Source organism: Variovorax sp. W1I1 (genome assembly GCF_030815625.1).
GTDB lineage: Bacteria > Pseudomonadota > Gammaproteobacteria > Burkholderiales > Burkholderiaceae_C > Variovorax > Variovorax paradoxus_C.
In genome coordinates this window covers 6,162,991-6,179,960 of sequence record NZ_JAUSWZ010000001.1, presented here as the reverse complement: position 1 = coordinate 6,179,960, position 16,970 = coordinate 6,162,991, and the positions used below count along the sequence as shown (strand labels likewise).

At 65.2% G+C, this 16,970-nt stretch carries 17 protein-coding genes; 8 read left to right on the top strand and 9 right to left on the bottom strand.

Going from position 1 to position 16,970, the window contains the following annotated elements; genetic code table 11:
• The first annotated feature begins 21 nt into the window (after positions 1 to 21).
• Positions 22 to 1,095 (top strand): flavodoxin family protein, encoded by a 1,074-nt coding sequence (locus tag QFZ83_RS28745; protein ID WP_306881343.1) that lies wholly within the window; start codon positions 22 to 24, stop codon positions 1,093 to 1,095.
• A gap of 150 nt (positions 1,096 to 1,245) precedes the next feature.
• On the top strand, positions 1,246 to 1,824 hold the full coding sequence (locus tag QFZ83_RS28740) for a Spy/CpxP family protein refolding chaperone (protein WP_306881342.1): 579 nt from the start codon (positions 1,246 to 1,248) through the stop codon (positions 1,822 to 1,824).
• Between the two features lie 90 nt (positions 1,825 to 1,914).
• Here the strand turns inward: QFZ83_RS28740 and QFZ83_RS28735 are convergent, their stop codons facing one another.
• Positions 1,915 to 2,349, bottom strand: a complete 435-nt coding sequence (locus QFZ83_RS28735) for a serine/threonine protein kinase (RefSeq protein WP_306881341.1) — start codon at positions 2,347 to 2,349, stop codon at positions 1,915 to 1,917.
• Between the two features lie 220 nt (positions 2,350 to 2,569).
• Here QFZ83_RS28735 and QFZ83_RS28730 point away from each other — a divergent pair, with 220 nt between their 5' ends.
• The 3 genes from QFZ83_RS28730 to QFZ83_RS28720 are packed head-to-tail and all read left to right on the top strand — an operon-like array spanning position 2,570 to position 5,640.
• Positions 2,570 to 3,358, top strand: a complete 789-nt coding sequence (locus QFZ83_RS28730; protein WP_307511787.1) for an endonuclease/exonuclease/phosphatase family protein — start codon at positions 2,570 to 2,572, stop codon at positions 3,356 to 3,358.
• 13 nt (positions 3,359 to 3,371) lie between these two features.
• Positions 3,372 to 4,643, top strand: a complete 1,272-nt coding sequence (gene clsB, locus QFZ83_RS28725; protein WP_307511786.1) for a cardiolipin synthase ClsB — start codon at positions 3,372 to 3,374, stop codon at positions 4,641 to 4,643.
• Positions 4,644 to 4,659: 16 nt separating this feature from the next.
• Positions 4,660 to 5,640, top strand: a complete 981-nt coding sequence (locus QFZ83_RS28720; protein WP_307511784.1) for a lysylphosphatidylglycerol synthase domain-containing protein — start codon at positions 4,660 to 4,662, stop codon at positions 5,638 to 5,640.
• On the opposite strand, the gene QFZ83_RS28715 is transcribed toward QFZ83_RS28720, so the two are convergent.
• A complete protein-coding gene (locus QFZ83_RS28715) occupies positions 5,637 to 6,212 on the bottom strand; it encodes an acyloxyacyl hydrolase (protein ID WP_306881337.1) in 576 nt (191 codons plus the stop codon). The genes QFZ83_RS28720 and QFZ83_RS28715 overlap by 4 nt on opposite strands.
• Positions 6,213 to 6,413: 201 nt before the next feature.
• On the opposite strand from QFZ83_RS28715, the gene QFZ83_RS28710 reads away from it, so the two are divergent.
• A complete protein-coding gene (locus QFZ83_RS28710) occupies positions 6,414 to 6,911 on the top strand; it encodes a polyhydroxyalkanoate granule-associated phasin (protein WP_307511783.1) in 498 nt (165 codons plus the stop codon).
• A gap of 18 nt (positions 6,912 to 6,929) precedes the next feature.
• On the opposite strand, the gene QFZ83_RS28705 is transcribed toward QFZ83_RS28710, so the two are convergent.
• The 3 genes from QFZ83_RS28705 to QFZ83_RS28695 form a co-directional block, all read right to left on the bottom strand.
• Entirely contained in the window at positions 6,930 to 8,177 is a 1,248-nt protein-coding gene (locus tag QFZ83_RS28705; RefSeq protein ID WP_307511782.1) for a metallophosphoesterase, read from the bottom strand.
• Positions 8,178 to 8,310: 133 nt separating this feature from the next.
• On the bottom strand, positions 8,311 to 8,811 hold the full coding sequence (locus QFZ83_RS28700) for a hypothetical protein (protein WP_307511780.1): 501 nt from the start codon (positions 8,809 to 8,811) through the stop codon (positions 8,311 to 8,313).
• A gap of 136 nt (positions 8,812 to 8,947) precedes the next feature.
• A complete protein-coding gene (locus QFZ83_RS28695; RefSeq protein ID WP_013538476.1) occupies positions 8,948 to 9,466 on the bottom strand; it encodes a hypothetical protein in 519 nt (172 codons plus the stop codon).
• Positions 9,467 to 9,764: 298 nt separating this feature from the next.
• On the opposite strand from QFZ83_RS28695, the gene QFZ83_RS28690 reads away from it, so the two are divergent.
• Positions 9,765 to 10,025, top strand: a complete 261-nt coding sequence (locus tag QFZ83_RS28690) for a hypothetical protein (protein ID WP_307511779.1) — start codon at positions 9,765 to 9,767, stop codon at positions 10,023 to 10,025.
• Between the two features lie 49 nt (positions 10,026 to 10,074).
• Positions 10,075 to 10,725 carry a hypothetical protein gene (locus QFZ83_RS28685; protein ID WP_307511778.1) on the top strand — a complete coding sequence of 217 codons (651 nt, stop codon included), beginning with the start codon at positions 10,075 to 10,077 and terminating at the stop codon, positions 10,723 to 10,725.
• Positions 10,726 to 10,773: 48 nt separating this feature from the next.
• Here QFZ83_RS28685 and QFZ83_RS28680 read toward each other — a convergent pair whose 3' ends face one another.
• The 4 genes from QFZ83_RS28680 to dnaA all read right to left on the bottom strand — a co-directional run bounded on the left by QFZ83_RS28680 (position 10,774) and on the right by dnaA (position 16,719).
• Entirely contained in the window at positions 10,774 to 11,205 is a 432-nt protein-coding gene (locus QFZ83_RS28680) for a hypothetical protein (RefSeq protein ID WP_307511777.1), read from the bottom strand.
• A 182-nt stretch (positions 11,206 to 11,387) separates the two neighbouring features.
• A complete protein-coding gene (gene gyrB, locus QFZ83_RS28675; protein WP_013538473.1) occupies positions 11,388 to 14,009 on the bottom strand; it encodes a DNA topoisomerase (ATP-hydrolyzing) subunit B in 2,622 nt (873 codons plus the stop codon).
• A 135-nt stretch (positions 14,010 to 14,144) separates the two neighbouring features.
• Positions 14,145 to 15,251 carry a DNA polymerase III subunit beta gene (gene dnaN, locus QFZ83_RS28670; protein WP_013538472.1) on the bottom strand — a complete coding sequence of 369 codons (1,107 nt, stop codon included), beginning with the start codon at positions 15,249 to 15,251 and terminating at the stop codon, positions 14,145 to 14,147.
• Between the two features lie 88 nt (positions 15,252 to 15,339).
• Positions 15,340 to 16,719, bottom strand: a complete 1,380-nt coding sequence (gene dnaA, locus QFZ83_RS28665) for a chromosomal replication initiator protein DnaA (protein ID WP_013538471.1) — start codon at positions 16,717 to 16,719, stop codon at positions 15,340 to 15,342.
• Between the last annotated feature and the right edge of the window lie 251 nt (positions 16,720 to 16,970).

Sequence of the window (16,970 nt, the reverse complement as noted above, 5' to 3'; positions counted from 1 at the left end):
GCGGCCGCATAGATTCCGGCCATGCCCCCCACGATCCGCAAAGGACAGGCGCCCGAGACGCTGCAGCGCGCCCAGTTCCACGACCGCTTCATGCAGCCGTTCCAGGACCCGGCGTTCAAGGCCGAGTCCGATTCGCTCCAGCGCATCGAACTGATTGCGTGGGAGGCGTACCAAGAAGGCCGCAAGGCGCCGGTCACGCGCAAGGCCGGGCCCGGCTATGCGGACCCCGACTACGACCTGTCGGTGGACTGGCTCGAAGCCAAGGCGCGCATCGATGCAGCGCAGGCTGTCTGGGGCCAGCCGCAGACGCGCTCGCGCGTGCTGCTGGTGAACGGCTCGCCGCGCAACGACGGCACCTGTCCCGGCGAAATCTCCAAGACATGGCGCCTGACCGAACTGGCGCGCGAGGTGCTCGAAGGCAGCGGCGTCGAAGCCGACGTGCTCGACCTGAGCCATCTCACCTCGGAGTACGGCCGGCACATCCATCCCTGCAAGGGCTGCGTCTCGACCGCCATGCCACTGTGCCACTGGCCCTGCAGTTGCTATCCCAACCATTCGCTGCGCCAGACCGGCGACTGGATGAACGAGATCTACGAACGCTGGGTTGCTGCGCACGGCGTGATCCTGCTCACGCCCACGCACTGGTACCAGGCCACCAGTCCCCTCAAGCTGATGATCGATCGCCTGGTCTGTGCGGACGGCGGCAACCCCGACCCCACGAGCACGCACGGCAAGAAACCCGAAGAAGCCAAGGCGCTCGAGCTCGAGGGTTGGGGCTATCCCAAGCACCTGGAGGGCCGCGTCTATGGCGTCGTGGTGCACGGCGACGTGGCCGGCGTCGAGAGCGTGCGCCGCAACCTCACCGACTGGCTCGACTGGATGGGGCTCGTCGACGCGGGCGCGCAAGCGCGGCTGGACCGCTACATCGGGTACTACGAACCGTATGCCACCAGCCACGATGCGCTGGACGAAGACACCGACGTGCAGGAAGAAGTGCGCAATGTCGCGCGTGCCGTTGCCCGCGCGGTCGGCGAACTGCGCGCCGGAAAGCTGCAGTCGCCGGACCGGGGCCTGAAGCAGCCGCGGCCCAAATAAGCGGCGTCGCACAGCGCAGCGATGCGCGTGCGATTCATCATTCTTTACGCAAGCTCACGCCGGGCTAACGGAGGCGATACAGAGGTCTTCCACACTTCGCTTCACCTGCTGCCCCTCGGTGGCGGGCTTCTTCGAAAGGAAGCACTTTTCATGATTTCTCTTCGCCAACGCATCGTCTGGGCCAGCCTCCTGGGCTCCGCAGCCCTCGCCTCTTCGGGTGCCTTCGCTCAAGCGCCGGCCGCAACCACCACGCCCGCGGCGCCCGCCGCTGCCGTGGCCCAGGCCGACACCACCGCCGCCCCCAAGGCGCAGCACAAGCGCATGGACCCGGCCCAGCGCATGGAGCGCATGAAGGAGCACCGTGCCAAGCGCCTCGCCGCGCTGAAGGACAAGCTCAAGCTGACCGCCGCCCAGGAAAGCGCGTGGACCACCTACACCACGGCCAACCAGCCGCCGGCCGGTGCCCGCCCGCAGCGCATGGACCGCGCCGAGTTCGCCAAGCTGACCACGCCCGAGCGCCTGGAACGCATGCAGACCCGTCAGGCCGAGCGCAGCGCGATGTTCGCCAAGCGCGCCGAAGCCACGAAGACCTTCTACGCCGCGCTGTCGGCTGACCAGAAGAAGACCTTCGATGCCGAAACGGTGCATGCCGGCGGTCACGGCCACCGGGGCCATGACGGTCACCGCGGCCACGACGGCAAGCGCGACGCAGCGCCCGTCAAGAGCTGAGCAGTCGGCCGCCGGTGACGGCGGCCTCTGAGAAAAAGCCCGCAGCGCCTTGTGCGCTGCGGGCTTTTTCCGTTCAGTTGGGCCGCCTGCTTACTTCGGCGTGCCGGTCTTTTCCGTTGGATTGGTCGGCACTTCCGGGCGCTCGCCCCTCTCGCCGAATTGCGGCTTGACCTTGCGGGCCTGCTGGCTCACTTCGGCACGCGACTGCTCCCCGGTCGGCCGCGGCATTGCGTTGGGCTGGTGGTTGACCGTGGTCGTCGCTTCGCCCTTGGGCACCATGCTGTTGGCGTTGTTGCGGTTCTGCACGCGTGCCTCCGCCTTCACGGCCTCGCGGGAGGCGGGCATCGAGTTGTCGGGGCGCTGCGGTGGATTGGCCACGCCCGCCGGCGTCATCGTGCTGGCCTGGCCGCCCACCGACGGATCGGGCTGTGCGGGAATCGACGTCGCCTGGGCCATCGCGCCGCCGGCCGCGGCCATCAGCGCGGCAAGCACCGCGCCTCGAAAAATAGTGGTCTGCTGCTTCATGGTGAGTTCCTTTTGCTTGTCTCTTGAGAGTGATGGATGGAGAACCTTGGGCTGCCTTTTTCACAGCCCTGAAATCACCGTAGGAGGCGCTTTGCGCCGGGCGTGTCGGGGTCGGGCAGGCCCGGCTGTAGGAGCCCGCCGCCCGCGCGCGAAAGGCACGGAAGAAGGTGGCGCGTTCCTACAGGCAGGCCCGGCGCGGCAACGTACAACGCCAGAACCGATGTCTTCCTCCCCGATTCCAACCGTGGCCGCCGCGCCTGCGCCGACCTCGCTGAAGGTCATGACGGTGAACACCCACAAGGGCTTCACCGCGCTCAACCGCAAGTTCATCCTTCCCGAATTGCGCGACGCGGTGCGCACGGTGGGCGCCGACGTGGTCTTCCTGCAGGAAGTGCTGGGCACGCACTCGCGCCATTCGCGCAAGGTGAGCAATTGGCCGGACGCGCCGCACTACGAATTCCTGGCCGACACCATGTGGCCGCAGTTCGCCTATGGCCGCAACGCCGTGTACCCGAAGGGCCACCACGGCAACGCGGTGCTGTCGAAGTTTCCGATCGTGCATTTCCGCAACCACGATGTGTCGGTGAGCGGGCCCGAGAAGCGCGGCCTCCTGCACTGCGTGCTGCGCCTGCCGGGCCGCACGGTCGATGTGCATGTGATCTGCGCGCACCTGGGGCTGGCCGAAGCGCATCGCCAGCAGCAGCTCGAACTGCTCTGCCACATCGTGCGCGACGAAGTGCCGGCCGATGCGCCGCTGATCGTTGCGGGCGACTTCAACGATTGGCGCGGCCGCGCGCACGAGGTGCTGGAAAAAGGCGCTGACTTGCGCGAGGTGTTCGTGCATGCGAATGGTCGCGCCGCCAAGACCTTTCCCTCGCGTTTTCCCCTGCTGCCGCTGGACCGCATCTATGTGCGCAACGCCGGCGTGCACGCCCCGGTGGTGCTGCCGCGCCGGCCGTGGTCGCACCTGTCGGACCACGCGCCGCTGGTGGCGGACATCGATCTTTGAGACGGGTCGCACCATGAGCCACGGCAACCATTGGGTCGGCGGGAACCGCATCGAGCTGCTCGAGAACGGTGAGGAATTCTTTCCGCGCGTGTTCGATGCGATCCGCGCGGCAGAGCGCGAAGTGATCGTCGAGACTTTCATCCTGTTCGAGGACAAGGTCGGCCTCGGGCTGCACGCGGCGCTGCGCGAAGCGGCGCAGCGTGGTGCCAAGGTCGACCTGATGATCGACGGCTTCGGCTCGCCCGACCTCTCACGCGAGTTCATCGAGGGCCTGACCTCGGTCGGCGTGAAGGTGCGGGTGTTCGACCCCGGCCATCGTTTCATGGGACAGCGGCTCAACGTGTTCCGCCGCATGCACCGCAAGATCGTGGTGGTCGACGGCGAACGCGCCTTCGTCGGCGGCATCAACTATTCCGCGGACCACCTGCTCGACTTCGGTCCGAAGGCCAAGCAGGACTGGGCGGTGGAACTCGCGGGCCCGATCGTCGCGGAGATCCACCAGTTCGTGCTGCGCGCCATCGCCGTCGGCGGCAAGGGCGCGGGGTGGTTTCGCCGCCGGCTCAAGCAGGCGCCGCCGGTGCGCCAGACTACGGCCGGCGAAGCCGACGCGATGTTCGTCACACGCGACAACCGCCGCCACACCAACGACATCGAGCGCCACTACCGCGCGGCGATCCGCGCGGCGCGCGAGCGCATCGTGATCGCCAACGCGTATTTCTTTCCGGGCTACCGGCTCATCAAGGAACTGCGGCGCGCCGCGCGCCGCGGCGTCGATGTGCGGCTCATCCTGCAGGGCGAGCCCGACATGCCGATCGTGAAGACGGCCGCGAGCATGCTGTACCACCACCTGCTGCACGCGGGCGTGCGCATCTACGAGTACTGCGACCGGCCGCTGCACGGCAAGATCGCGCTGATGGACGACCGCTGGAGCACGGTCGGCTCGAGCAACCTCGATCCGCTGAGCCTGTCGCTCAATCTCGAAGCCAACGTGGTGGTGCGCGACAAGGCCTTCAACGAGGTGCTGTGGAAGCGCATGGACCAGCTCATGCAGGAGAGCTGCAAGCGCATCGAAACGACAGACCTCGCGAGCGAATGGAGCGGATGGCGGCTGGTGCGCAGCTTCTTCATCTTTCACTTCCTGCGCTGGTATCCCGCATGGCTGGACCGCCTGCCGCGCCACGCGCCGCGTCTGACGCCGGCCGAGGCGACCGATCTGGCCGAGCGGCAGAAGAACGAGAAGAACAGCAACAACACCGGCGGCGCGACGCCTACGGAAGCGGCATGAGTCCGTGAGCAAAAGCATGAGCACGACGATGGCCCTCGCTCGCCAGTCCTGGTGGCCCTGGGCCCGCCGCGTGGTGGTGTGGGGCTTCTTCGGGCTCGTCGCGTGGCTGCTTGTGACCCAGGCGCGGGCCATCGACTGGAGCGAGGTGTTCCAGGCGATCCGCGCGCTGCCCGCCGCCACGCTGCTCGCAGCCGGCGCATTGGCCGCAAGCAGCTTCGTGCTCTACAGCACCTACGACCTGCTCGGCCGGCACCTCACGCGGCACAAGCTCGGCGCCGGCACGGTGATGGGCGTGACCTTCATCAGCTATGCCTTCAACCTGAACTTCGGCTCGCTGGTCGGCGGCGTGGCGTTTCGCTACCGGCTCTATTCGCGCCTGGGCCTGGGCAGCGCGACCATCACCCGCGTGCTGGGCTTCAGCATGCTGACCAACTGGCTGGGCTACCTGGTGGTGGCCGGCGCGGCTTTCTTTTTCTGGCCGATGGCGCTGCCGCCCGAATGGAAGATCGGCAGCGGCGGGCTGCGGGTGCTCGGCGCCGTGCTGCTGGCGTTGTCGGTGGGCTACCTCGCGCTGTGCGCTTTCTCGGCGGGGCGCGTGTGGCGCGTGCGCGGCCACACGTTCAAGACGCCGGGGCTCGCGATGGCGCTGCTGCAGCTCGCGATGTCGTGCCTGAACTGGTCGCTGATGGGCGGGGTGATCTGGCTGCTGCTGCAGGGCCAGGTCGGCTATCCGCATGTGCTCGCGGTGCTGCTGGTGGCGGCGGTGGCCGGTGTCGTCACGCACGTGCCGGCGGGACTCGGCGTGCTGGAAGCGGTGTTCGTCGCGCTGCTGTCCTACCAGGTGGCCGAGACGACGCTGCTGGGTGCGCTGCTGGCCTATCGCGGCCTGTATTACCTGCTGCCGCTGGCGGTTGCGTTGGGCGCCTACCTCGTCACCGAGATGCGCATGCGCCGCAGCCGCCGTCGTCGCTTGCCTGGTCGCGCCCCCGGCGCCTAGAAGTGATAGGTGTAGCGCAGGCGCAGGAAGGTCTCGCCCGGGTTGGGCTTCTTGATGCCGCCATTCGAAACGTGCTGCACCCGCAGCGAGACTTCATGCGCTCCGTTGTCGCCGAAGCTGCGCCCGATGCCGAGCACCTCGGTGAACTGGAAGGCCGTGCTGAAGCTGCGGTCGGGCGTGCGGTAGACATGGTCCATCAAGGTCGCGCCGACGCCGCCTTCGGCGAACCAGGGCGACGCGCCGTCGCCGAAGCGGTAGCGCAAGGTGTAGATCGCGCCGATCTGGACGAAATTGCGCGGGCCGTCGTCCAAGGGACGCGCATGCCAGTTGCTTATGTAGAAGTCGAGGTACGAGGAGAACGGACTTCCCGGTCGCCTCTCGTTGAACGACCACGGCACCGTCATGCCGACGCTGACCGAGTTGGTGTCGCCCTTCTCGCCGTGCCGCGCATGGCCGCCGTCGATGTAGAAGCCGCGGGTGTCGTCGCCAAAAGCATGGGCCGCCGTGCCCAGCAAGCCGAAAAGGCCTGCGAACACGGCGGCCCGAAGGGGCGCGCAAGGATGTGATTTCATGTGATGGGTGTCCAGTGCGGATAACGGAAGAAAACGCATGTTTACTTTCCAGCGCAGGGCCCCGGTGCCGTCGCACGTAATTTCCACATCCGAAGGTAGGACTTGTTCAACAAGAATGCAGTTTGAAATTGCTGCGCCGCAGCAATTCGAAACGGTCGAGGCCTATAGTGGGTTCTCCTCCCCCACGCATTGGCCCCTCACATGTCATCTCTCAGTTCCACCGCCCGTCTGGCCAATCCGCTCATGCAGTGGCTCGATTTGGCTCAGAAGACCAATGAGATGCTGCTGTCCTCAGGCTCGGTGATCCGCATGCGGACCGAGCGAATCGCCAAAGCCGGCCTCACGCCCAGCGCGGCCGATCTCGCGGAATTCCAGCTCATGGGGCACGAGAAGCTCGCCGCGGCGAGCGAATCGGGCATGGCGATGGTCAAGCAGTGGCACAGCAGCCATTTCTCGCTGGCCAACAAGGCGCTGCAGCAATGGCTCCAGGGCACGACCGCCTTCTTCTCGATGGCCGGCAGCGTCACCCCCGCACAGGCGGCCGCACGCAGCGATGCGTTCGTGCAGACGGCGGCCCGCACGGCGAGCGCGGCCAGCCAGTTCACCGGCGTTGCCGTCCGCATCGCGCGCGAAGGGCTCAAGCCGATCCACGCGGCCGCAACGTCCAACGCGCGCCGGCTGGCCGAACTGCAATCCTGAAAAAGGAAAAGGCCCGGCTCAGGGCCGAGCCGGCACCAAGGTCAGCAGCGTGATTTCCGAAGGCGCGCCAAAGCGCTTCGGCGGCCCCCAGTAGCCGGTGCCCCGGCTCACATAGATCCACATGTCGTGCAGCCGGTGCAGGCCGGCCGTGAAGGGCTGCTGCATCGGCACGAACAGGTTCCACGGAAAGAACTGCCCGCCGTGCGTGTGGCCCGACAGCTGAAGCTGGTAGCCCGCCGCAGCCGCCACCGTCGCGCTGCGCGGCTGGTGCGCCAGCAGCACGCGCGTGTGCACCAGCGGCGGCGCATCGAACAGCGCCAGGTGCGGATCGCTCGCATGCGACGCGTCGAAATGCCCGGCGGTGAAGTCGGTCACGCCGGCCAGCACCAGCGCGCTTTCGAAGAGTTCTTCATCGGTCTGCGCGCCGCGCACATTGCGCGTCTGCAGCACCACGTGCTCGTTGAGCAGCACTTTCAGGCCGAGCCGCCGCAGCTCGTCGATCCACGCATGCGCGCCCGCGTAGTACTCGTGATTGCCGGTGACGACGAAGGTGCCGTGGCGCGCGCGCAGTCCCGCGAGCGGCGCGATGTGCTCGCGCAATTCGGGCACGGTGCCGTCCACGAGGTCGCCGGTGATCGCGATCGCGTCGGCGCCCAGCCGGTTCACCGCGTCGACGATGCGCTGGATGTAGGCGCTCCTGATCGTCGGCCCGACGTGGATGTCGCTCAGTTGCGCGATCGTGAAGCCCTCGAGCGCCGCCGGCAGCCCGCGGATCGGCACCTCCACGCGTTTCACGCTCGCCGTGCGCCGCGCGTTGAGGAAGCCGACGAGCGACGTGCCCGTGGCCATCGCCAGCACCGCCAGCGCGCTCCACGGCAAGAGCGCATTCCAGCGCACCTGCACCAAGCCCAGCGCGCCCGCCAGCCAGGCGAGCAGCAGGCCGGCATCGCGCAGCAGCGTCAGCACGAACATCGACGAGAACCAGCCCATGCTGATCAGCCCGACCCACTTGAGCACCTCGCCCATCGAGGCATTGGACGCAATGCGGCGCGAGACGAAAGGCAGCGGGATCGTGAGCGCCGACACCGCGAGCAGCAGCAACGCCAGCGGCCACGCGGGCGTGAGCGTGGCCAGCGCAGGCACGAGGCGCAGCGCGATGTAGACGTGCAACAGCGCGGTCAGGGCGCTCAGGGGGCGGATCGGCATCGGGGCAATGGGTTCGGGCATTGCCCGGGATACACCACCTGCAAGGCGCATGCCGCGCATTCAAGACGCCCCAAGGCGCCGCATTCGCTATTTTTTCTATAGCGCGCGACGCCCGGATAGCGGGCGCTGTGGGTTGACGAGCATCAGATTTCCGCGACGCCGGCAAGCTGCACCGGCAACCGCTGCCGCCGCGTCACTGCACCGTGCGCGTGCCGGCCGAGGCCATGTCGGTGCCTGCCGGCCATTCGAAGATGGCCTTGGCGGACGCGCCGGTCGGCACAGTGAGCGATTGCTTGAGCGTCTGGCTGCCGATGCGCGCCTCGACCTCGTAGGTGCCCGGCTCCAGCCGCGCCACCATGAACGGGCCGCCCGACACCACGTTGTCCAGCAGCTTGGTGCCGCTGCTGTCGCGCACCGTGACGTGCACGCCGGCCGCGAAATCGGCGCTGCCCTTGTGGTCCTTGACCGCGAATTCGAAGGTCGCGGGCCAGCGCGGCGACACCGTTTCCATCAATTGCGCCTCGTCGCTGCCGATGCCGCCGCTCATGTATTCGACGCCGTGCGTCATGTAGATCGGCGGATTCACCGCCGCGTGCGCCGACGACAGCGCCCCCAGCAGGACAGCGCCGCACAGCATGGCGGCCGCCAGCGGCCGCATGCGCGAAGAAGAAGAGGAAGAAAAACGGGAGGTCATGGTCTTGAATCCTTTCCAGGTCGTGATGGCGAAGCCACGCCGCCAATGTGCGGCGCACGACTTAGAAAAGGCTGACTGACCTGTCGATGGCCACCACAGGCCGGGCATGCGGCCGTCGTGCGGCCGATGCTGGGGCTCAGCGAGCGGCGGAGGTCTGCGCCAGTGCCTGCGGCATCGGTGGCGTGACCGAGGCCATGTCGAAGTTCGACGGCCAGAGGAAGGAGGCGCGGCCCGGCACGCCGGCAATCACGATCAGCGTCTGCGTCAGCGTGAGCCCGCCCAGCGTGACGTTCACGTCGTAGGCGCCCGGGTCGAGGCGCGCAAGCATGTAGGGCGCCTGCGTTTGCACATCCATCACCGTCTGGCCGGTGTATTTCTGGCGGATCTCGACCGAGGCCTTGGCCGGGAAGCCCGCGAACTGCGCGCCCTTGCCGTCGCTCACGCCCAGCTCGATCGTCGCGGCCCAGCGCGGCGCCACCATTTCCATGAACTCGGCCTCGCCCTTGGCTGCGCCGCCGCACATGTACTCGACGCCTTGCGCCACCTGGATGGGCGGGTTCGAGAAAGCGTGCGCCGGCAAGACGGCGCCGAGGAATGCTGCTGTACCGCCCAGTACCAAAGCGGCCAGTGGCCGCCGGAGACGCATAGGGTTCATTGCTTGTTGTCCTCGATCTTGCATGACGTGAAATCCGTCGAGGATTTTGCTTAGCAAGAGTCGGGCTAGATATAGCGTTTACGAGGAACGATCCTCGAATCGAAGTTGAACGCTATTGTTTTAATAGCTGATGACGGCTGTGTGACGGGCATCGCGGCCGTTTCCGGACTCCGACCTCACGGAAACCCTGAGACGCAACGCTTTTGAGGCCGGCCCGCACGGGTGCATGGTTCGCGCCTACAGCGGTGCACGGCAGCGCCGGCTAACAACGAGGCATGACTACAGAAGGAGCTTTCGAATGACCATCCAGTCGACGATCAACGAATTCAAGCGTGTCGATGCCCAACGGGCCGACTTTCCGGGCGAGCACCTGGCCGTGCTCGGGGCGGGTGTGTTGCTGCTGCTGATTTCGGGGCGCAGCCGGTCTTTCATTGCGCGCCTGGTGGCCGGTGCGGCCGGCGGGGCGCTGATCGGGCGGGCTGCGAGCGGGACGGGCGGGATCGCGCGTGTGGCGGCTGCGGTTCAGGGCCGTGGGCAACCTGGTCGCGTGAAAAGCTAGCAGGTCCGACGCCCGCCTGTTGCGCCTTCGCGGAGATACTGCGTCTCCGATGAACGGCACCGACGACCACGACCCCCTGCGCGAACGCCGAGAGGCGATGACGGCATGGGAGCGTGGTTTGAGGCCGAAGCGGGATCGCCACTGGGCGTTGTGGCTGGCGCTCGCCGCGTTGCTCGTGTTCCTGCTATTTCGGGGCGCGGAATGGTTGCTGGCGCAGCGCGCTTCTTCCCAGCCTGCGCAACAGCGCCCGACAGCGCAACCAGCGCCGATCGGCCGTGCTGCGCCCGTGCCGCCGTCGCCATCTCCCGCCCCCGTCCCCGCCCCACCCGACACTTTCGAGGTGACCAAGTGCCTCACGTCTTCGGGCAAGGCCGCTTACTCGGATGGACCCTGCCCACCGGGCTCACGCGCCACGACGGTTCGCCTCCGACGCGACGTGAACATTGCGGATGGGATGAGCGTCGCGGAACGAGAGGCTTCGAACCGGAACAACACCGCCATCGCCGAGCAGCAACAGCAATACGAGCGGCAGGTGGCTCGCAATGTCGACAGCGCGATGGCTGAATGCAGCCAGCTGGATGAATACGTCAAACGGCTCGATGCCGCCGCACGGCAGCCGCAGGACATGTATTCACAGGATCGGCTGCGCAGCGAAAGACATGCAGCGCGCGACAAGCGGTTCCGGTTGGGTTGCCAATAGCGTGGTGGCTTGCCGAATTGCAGCACCGGTGGATTCGAATTTCTCGGATCAATAAAAATCGAGAAATAAAAGAAGCACATGGCCGGTAATCGAAACCGGGCGCCTGATCAATTGGGGAGACTCTGCTTGTGCGGAAATGAATTTCCAAGCAATTGAAAAACTTTCAATCCTTTTTAGCTTGAGGTCGAGGGTGATCACACTATAAAAACTGTGAAAAAAATCAGGCAGGCTCGCCACAGTTGAGCTTTTTGTATTTAGCGCTGAAATTAAAAATTGCAGAAAACCTAGCCTGAATGGTCGAAGAAGACGCTCAGAAAAGCCAGGAACGCCAAACCATACACTGGCTTCATTGCTGAAATAATTACGTGAATTCTGCTGTTGGTCATCCGCGGAACGCCAATAAGAATTGAGCCGGCATTCGAAATCTACCTGTAATTTATGAAGGCAACAACTCAAACTCGATCTAGCTTTACGGATCATTGGCAATTGGCGAACGTGCCGTCATGCAATTCCGAGGCCGGGGGCTGAAATTCTCGGGGAAAATTTCCCCAATAAGTGACGATTTGCCGATCGTCTCAAGCGAAGCGTTGCCGCAATAAAAATTGCCGCAATCCCCGGCAGGGGATTGCGGCAATTGCGCTGGAAATGCGTGCGACGCTCGCTCAAACGTCGATATTCGCCGCCCGCAATGCGTTCTGCTCGATGAACTCGCGCCGCGGCTCCACCTCATCGCCCATCAGCATCGTGAACACACGATCCGCTTCGATCGCGTCGTCGATCTGCACGCGCAGGAGGCGGCGCACGGTCGGGTCCATGGTGGTTTCCCACAGCTGCTCGGGGTTCATTTCGCCCAGGCCCTTGTAGCGCTGGCGCGAGGTGGCGCGTTCGGCTTCGCTGATGAGCCACTTCATGGCCTGGCGGAAGTCGTCGACCTTTTCTTCCTTGGCGCGTTCGCCCTCGCCGCGCTTGACCAGCGCGCCTTCGGTGCTCAGGAGGCCACGGAAGGTGTTGGCTGCTTCGGCCAACGCTGCGTAATCGGCGCCGTGCACGAAGTCCTGGGTGATCACGCTGCTCTTGATGTTGCCGTGGTGGCGGCGGCTGATGCGCAGGAGCGGCTTGTCGGTGCGGGCGTCGAACTCGTTGCTCACCTCGGCCGGAATGCCGGTCGTGTTGAGTTCGCGCAGCTTGGCCTGCAGCGCGACGGCCGAGGCTTCGGCGGCGGGCGTGGTGTCCAGGTCGAGCGCCACGCCGTCGGCGATGGCGCGCAGCGCTTCGGCGTCCATGAAGTTGCGCAGGCGCGCAATCACGGACTCGGCCACCTGGTGCTTGCGCGCCAGCTCGGCCAGGGTGTCGCCGGTGAGCGTGGTCGAGCTCGCGCCGCCGGTCTCGATGCGCGCGTCCTTCAGCGCCACCTTGAGCAGGAAGGCGTCGAGCGCGGGGCCGTCCTTCAGGTACTGCTCTTCCTTGCCGACCTTCACCTTGTAGAGCGGCGGCTGCGCGATGTAGATGTGGCCGCGCTCGACCAGCTCCGGCATCTGCCGGTAGAAGAAGGTGAGCAGCAGCGTGCGGATGTGGGCGCCGTCGACGTCGGCGTCGGTCATGATGATGATGCGGTGGTAGCGCAGCTTGGCGACGTTGAAGTCGTCGGCCCCGCCACCCGCAGTCGTCGCGCCGGCGCGGCCGATGCCGGTGCCCAGCGCGGTGATCATCGTGAGAATTTCATTGCTGGTGAGCAGCTTCTCGTAGCGCGCTTTTTCGACGTTCAGGATCTTGCCGCGCAGCGGCAGGATGGCCTGGAACTTCCGGTCGCGGCCCTGCTTGGCGGAGCCGCCGGCGGAGTCGCCCTCCACCAGGTAGACCTCGCACAGGGCAGGATCTTTCTCCTGGCAGTCGGCCAGCTTGCCGGGCAGGCCCATGCCGTCGAGCACGCCCTTGCGGCGCGTCATTTCGCGGGCCTTGCGGGCGGCTTCGCGGGCGCGGGCGGCTTCGACGATCTTGCCGCAGATGATCTTGGCGTCGTTCGGGCGCTCCTGCAGGTAGTCGGTGAGCAGGCGGCCGACGATGTCTTCCACCGGCGCACGCACTTCGCTGGACACCAGCTTGTCCTTGGTCTGGCTCGAGAACTTGGGCTCGGGCACCTTCACGCTCAGCACGCAGCACAGGCCTTCGCGCATGTCGTCGCCGGTGACCTCGACCTTCGCTTTTTTCGCGAACTCGTTCTCTTCGATGTACTTGTTGATGACGCGGGTCATCGCGGCGCGCAGGCCGGTCAGGTGGGTGCCGCCGTCACGCTGGGGGATGTTGTTGGTGAAACAGAGGACCTGCTCGTTGTAGCCGCTGTTCCATTGCATCGCCACTTCCACGCCGATGTGCGTGCCGGGGATGCCGCCGTAGGTGTCGGCCGGCTTCTCGCCCGCTGCATAGAACGAGTTCGGATGCAGGACGGTCTTGCCCTTGTTGATGAATTCCACAAAACCGCGCACGCCGCCGGCGCCCGAGAAGTCGTCTTCCTTGCCGGTGCGCTCATCGAGCAGGCGGATGCGCACGCCGTTGTTCAGGAAGCTCAGCTCGCGCAGGCGCTTGGAGAGGATCTCGTAGTGGAAATCGTTGTTTTCCTTGAAGATTTCCGTGTCCGGCAGGAAGTGCACTTCGGTGCCGCGCTTGTCGGTGTCGCCGATGATCTTCATGGGCGAGACCTCGAAGCCGTTCACCGTTTCGAGCAGGCGGTTCTGCACGAAGCCGCGGCTGAATTCGAGTTCGTGGATCTTGCCTTCGCGGCGCACGATCAGGCGCAGCTTGATGCTCAGTGCGTTCACGCAGGACACGCCCACGCCGTGCAGGCCGCCCGAGACCTTGTAGCTGTTCTGGTTGAACTTGCCGCCCGCGTGCAGTTCGGTGAGCGCGATTTCGGCGGCCGAGCGCTTGGGCTCGTGCTTGTCGTCCATCTTCACGCCGGTCGGGATGCCGCGGCCGTTGTCGGTGACCGAGATGGAGTTGTCGCTGTGGATGGTCACGACGATGTCGTCGCAATGGCCGGCCAGCGCTTCGTCGATGGAGTTGTCCACGACTTCGAACACGAGGTGGTGCAGGCCCGTGCCGTCGGAGGTATCGCCGATGTACATGCCGGGGCGCTTGCGCACGGCTTCAAGCCCTTCCAGGATCGTGATCGAGCCTTCGCCGTAGCTGGTGTCGGCCAGGATGACTTCGGGCGCGACGACCTGCACTTCAGGCGTGTAGACCGGCTCGGTGTGCGGGACTTCGGGCTTGTTTTCTTCTGCACTCATTCGATATTCCTCTATCTCTCTCACGTCATCGACGTGATTTTTCGGGCTCTCAAGAACTCAATTCGCCGCCTCTTGAAAGCGCAAACCCGCGGAGGGCCGCGGGTTGTCTGCGCAAGGCGCTGTGTGGTTCGTCTGCTAGATACGCATCGGCATCACGACGTACTTGAAAGATGCGTTCTCGGGGATGGTTAACAAGGCCGAGCTGTTGGAGTCGGCCAGGTCCAGCTTGACCATGTCCTGGTCCATGTTGGACAGCGCGTCGATCAGGTAGGTGACGTTGAAGCCGATCTCGATGGCGTCGCCGCCGTAGTCGATGTCGAGCTCGTCCTGGGCTTCTTCCTGCTCGGCGTTGTTCGATGCGATGCGCAGCGTGCCGGGCTCGATGTTCAGGCGCACGCCCTTGAACTTCTCGCTGGTCAGGATGGCGGTGCGCTGCAGGCTGGCCAGGAGCGGCGCGCGGCCGAGCGTGACGGTGTTCTTGTGGTTCTTCGGGATCACGCGGTTGTAGTCGGGGAACTTGCCCTCGACCAGCTTGGTGACGAACTCCATGCCGCCGAAGCTGAACTTGGCCTGGTTGTTCGCGAACTGCATCTCGATGGCGCCTTCGGCGTCGGACAGGAGGCGCTGCATTTCGAGCACGGTCTTGCGCGGAAGGATCACTTCTTGCCGCGGCACTTCGACGTCGAGCATGGCCGAGGAGAACGCCAGGCGGTGGCCGTCGGTGGCCACGAGGCTCAGTTGCTTGCCTTCGGCAACGAACAAGATGCCGTTCAGGTAGTAGCGGATGTCATGCACGGCCATCGCGAACGAGACCTGCGAGAGCAGGTCCTTCAGCGTCTTTTGCGGCACGCTGAACACGGGACCGAAATTGGCGGCTTCCTGCACCAGCGGAAAGTCTTCGGCGGGCAGCGACTGCAGCGTGAAACGGCTCTTGCCGCCCTTGAGCACCAGCTTGCTCGCGCTCGACTCGAGGCTCACGGTCTGGTCGGCGGGCATGGTGCGCAGGATGTCGATGAGCTTGCGCGCGCCGATGGTGGTGGTGAAGTTGCCTTCGTCGCCGCCGAGCTCGGCCGTGGTGCGGATCTGGATCTCGAGGTCGCTGGTGGTCAGCTGGAGCTGGCCGCCGGTCTTGCGGATCAGCACGTTCGCCAGGATCGGCAGCGTGTGGCGCCGCTCGACGATGCCCGACACCGACTGCAGCGCTGCAAGAACCTTGTCTTGGGTTGCCTTCAAAACGATCATGTCTTCTTCCTCTTCTCTATCTCTTTGAATCAGCTTGTAAGACGCCATTCTCCGCTGTCGCGAGGGGCATTTCTGATGACATCCGGCTTCAGCCCTTGAGCGTCTGTTCGAGGACGTGCAGCTGCTGGTTGAGCTCGGTGAGCTGCTGGCGCTCGCCCGAGATCTTTCGCACCGCGTGCAGCACCGTCGTGTGGTCGCGCCCGCCGAACAGCTCGCCGATTTCCGGCAGGCTTTTTTGCGTGAGCTCCTTGGCCAGGTACATCGCGATCTGCCGCGGCCGCGCAATGCTGGCCGGGCGTTTCTTGCTGTACATGTCGGCGACCTTGATCTTGTAGTAGTCGGCCACCGTCTTCTGGATATTTTCGACCGAGATCTGCCGGTTCTGGATCGACAGCAGGTCGCGCAGCGCCTCGCGCGCCAGGGCGATCGAGATCTCCTTCTGGTTGAAGCGCGAGTAAGCCAGGATCTTGCGCAGCGCCCCTTCGAGCTCGCGCACGTTGGAGCGCACGTTCTTGGCAACGAAGAAAGCCACCTCTTCCGGCATCTCGGCCGATTCGGCGCGCGCCTTGTTGATAAGAATGGCCACGCGCATCTCGAGCTCGGGCGGCTCGATGGCCACCGTGAGGCCGGAATCGAAGCGCGAAACCAGCCGCTCGTGGATGTCAGCCAGGCCCTTGGGGTAGGTGTCGCTGGTCATCACGATGTGCGACTTCTTGGCGAGCAGGGCCTCGAACGCGTTGAAGAATTCTTCCTGCGTGCGGTCCTTGTTGGCGAAGAACTGCACATCGTCGATCAGCAGCAGGTCGAGCGAGTGATACCGCTCCTTGAACTCATCGAAAGTCTTGCGCTGATAGGCTTTGACCACATCCGACACGAATTGCTCGGCGTGGATGTAGAGAACTTTGGAATCGGGGCGATCGGCCAAGAGCCGGTTACCCACAGCGTGCATCAGGTGGGTCTTGCCCAGGCCGACGCCGCCGTAGATGAAAAGTGGGTTGTACAGATGGCCCGGCATGCCGGCCACGTGCATCGCGGCGGCGCGCGCCATGCGGTTGGCCGTGCCTTCGACGAGGGTGTCGAAAGTGAGGCCCGAATTGAGACGATTCTTGAAGCCGGCAGCGGCCGGCTCTTCGCCCGGACCGGCCACGTCGCGCGGCACATCGGTCTCGGTCATCACGGCGATGGGCGCAGAGCGCACGGGCGCTTCGCGAGGAGCGAGCGCTAACTCGACGGCCACCGGCTGGCCGTACATCTTCTCGGCCATGGCGGCGATCTTGCCGGCGTACTGGGCGCGGATCCAGTCGAGCTTGAAGCGGTTTGCCACGAACACCGTCATGCGCGACAGGTCGTCCGCAACCTGTGCGGTCAGGGGCTTGATCCAGGTGTTGAACTGCTGCTCGGACAGCTCCTGCGCGAGCTGGTCGACGCAGGCCTGCCAGAGGCTTTCGCCGATGCCGTCAGTCGACATGGGCGCTTTGAAAAGTGGTGGAACCCTCGGGCATTTCTTGGTATAGGTATTGTGGATATTCTCTGCTGGAAGGCGCCGGGCATTCTAACTTGTCAAAACCTTATCCACACGCTGTGGACGGCTGCGAAAGGCCCGCAAATCCAGTCGAAGATTGTTCCCGGGCCGAATGTTTGCGATAATTGCGGGTTTCCCTGAAAACCTCATTGCGTCTTTCGGGGGCCATCCGAAACACGCTCCCCAGCGCCCGCTGC

Bases quoted from the DNA above. Each gene is read 5' to 3' on its own strand.
- QFZ83_RS28745 (WP_306881343.1), top strand. From the start codon at position 22: ATGCCCCCCACGATCCGCAAAGGACAGGCGCCCGAGACGCTGCAGCGC.
- QFZ83_RS28740 (WP_306881342.1), top strand. From the start codon at position 1,246: ATGATTTCTCTTCGCCAACGCATCGTCTGGGCCAGCCTCCTGGGCTCC.
- QFZ83_RS28735 (WP_306881341.1), bottom strand. From the start codon at position 2,349: ATGAAGCAGCAGACCACTATTTTTCGAGGCGCGGTGCTTGCCGCGCTG.
- QFZ83_RS28730 (WP_307511787.1), top strand. From the start codon at position 2,570: ATGTCTTCCTCCCCGATTCCAACCGTGGCCGCCGCGCCTGCGCCGACC.
- clsB (WP_307511786.1), top strand. From the start codon at position 3,372: ATGAGCCACGGCAACCATTGGGTCGGCGGGAACCGCATCGAGCTGCTC.
- QFZ83_RS28720 (WP_307511784.1), top strand. From the start codon at position 4,660: ATGAGCACGACGATGGCCCTCGCTCGCCAGTCCTGGTGGCCCTGGGCC.
- QFZ83_RS28715 (WP_306881337.1), bottom strand. From the start codon at position 6,212: ATGAAATCACATCCTTGCGCGCCCCTTCGGGCCGCCGTGTTCGCAGGC.
- QFZ83_RS28710 (WP_307511783.1), top strand. From the start codon at position 6,414: ATGTCATCTCTCAGTTCCACCGCCCGTCTGGCCAATCCGCTCATGCAG.
- QFZ83_RS28705 (WP_307511782.1), bottom strand. From the start codon at position 8,177: ATGCGCGGCATGCGCCTTGCAGGTGGTGTATCCCGGGCAATGCCCGAA.
- QFZ83_RS28700 (WP_307511780.1), bottom strand. From the start codon at position 8,811: ATGACCTCCCGTTTTTCTTCCTCTTCTTCTTCGCGCATGCGGCCGCTG.
- QFZ83_RS28695 (WP_013538476.1), bottom strand. From the start codon at position 9,466: ATGAACCCTATGCGTCTCCGGCGGCCACTGGCCGCTTTGGTACTGGGC.
- QFZ83_RS28690 (WP_307511779.1), top strand. From the start codon at position 9,765: ATGACCATCCAGTCGACGATCAACGAATTCAAGCGTGTCGATGCCCAA.
- QFZ83_RS28685 (WP_307511778.1), top strand. From the start codon at position 10,075: ATGAACGGCACCGACGACCACGACCCCCTGCGCGAACGCCGAGAGGCG.
- QFZ83_RS28680 (WP_307511777.1), bottom strand. From the start codon at position 11,205: ATGATCCGTAAAGCTAGATCGAGTTTGAGTTGTTGCCTTCATAAATTA.
- gyrB (WP_013538473.1), bottom strand. From the start codon at position 14,009: ATGAGTGCAGAAGAAAACAAGCCCGAAGTCCCGCACACCGAGCCGGTC.
- dnaN (WP_013538472.1), bottom strand. From the start codon at position 15,251: ATGATCGTTTTGAAGGCAACCCAAGACAAGGTTCTTGCAGCGCTGCAG.
- dnaA (WP_013538471.1), bottom strand. From the start codon at position 16,719: ATGTCGACTGACGGCATCGGCGAAAGCCTCTGGCAGGCCTGCGTCGAC.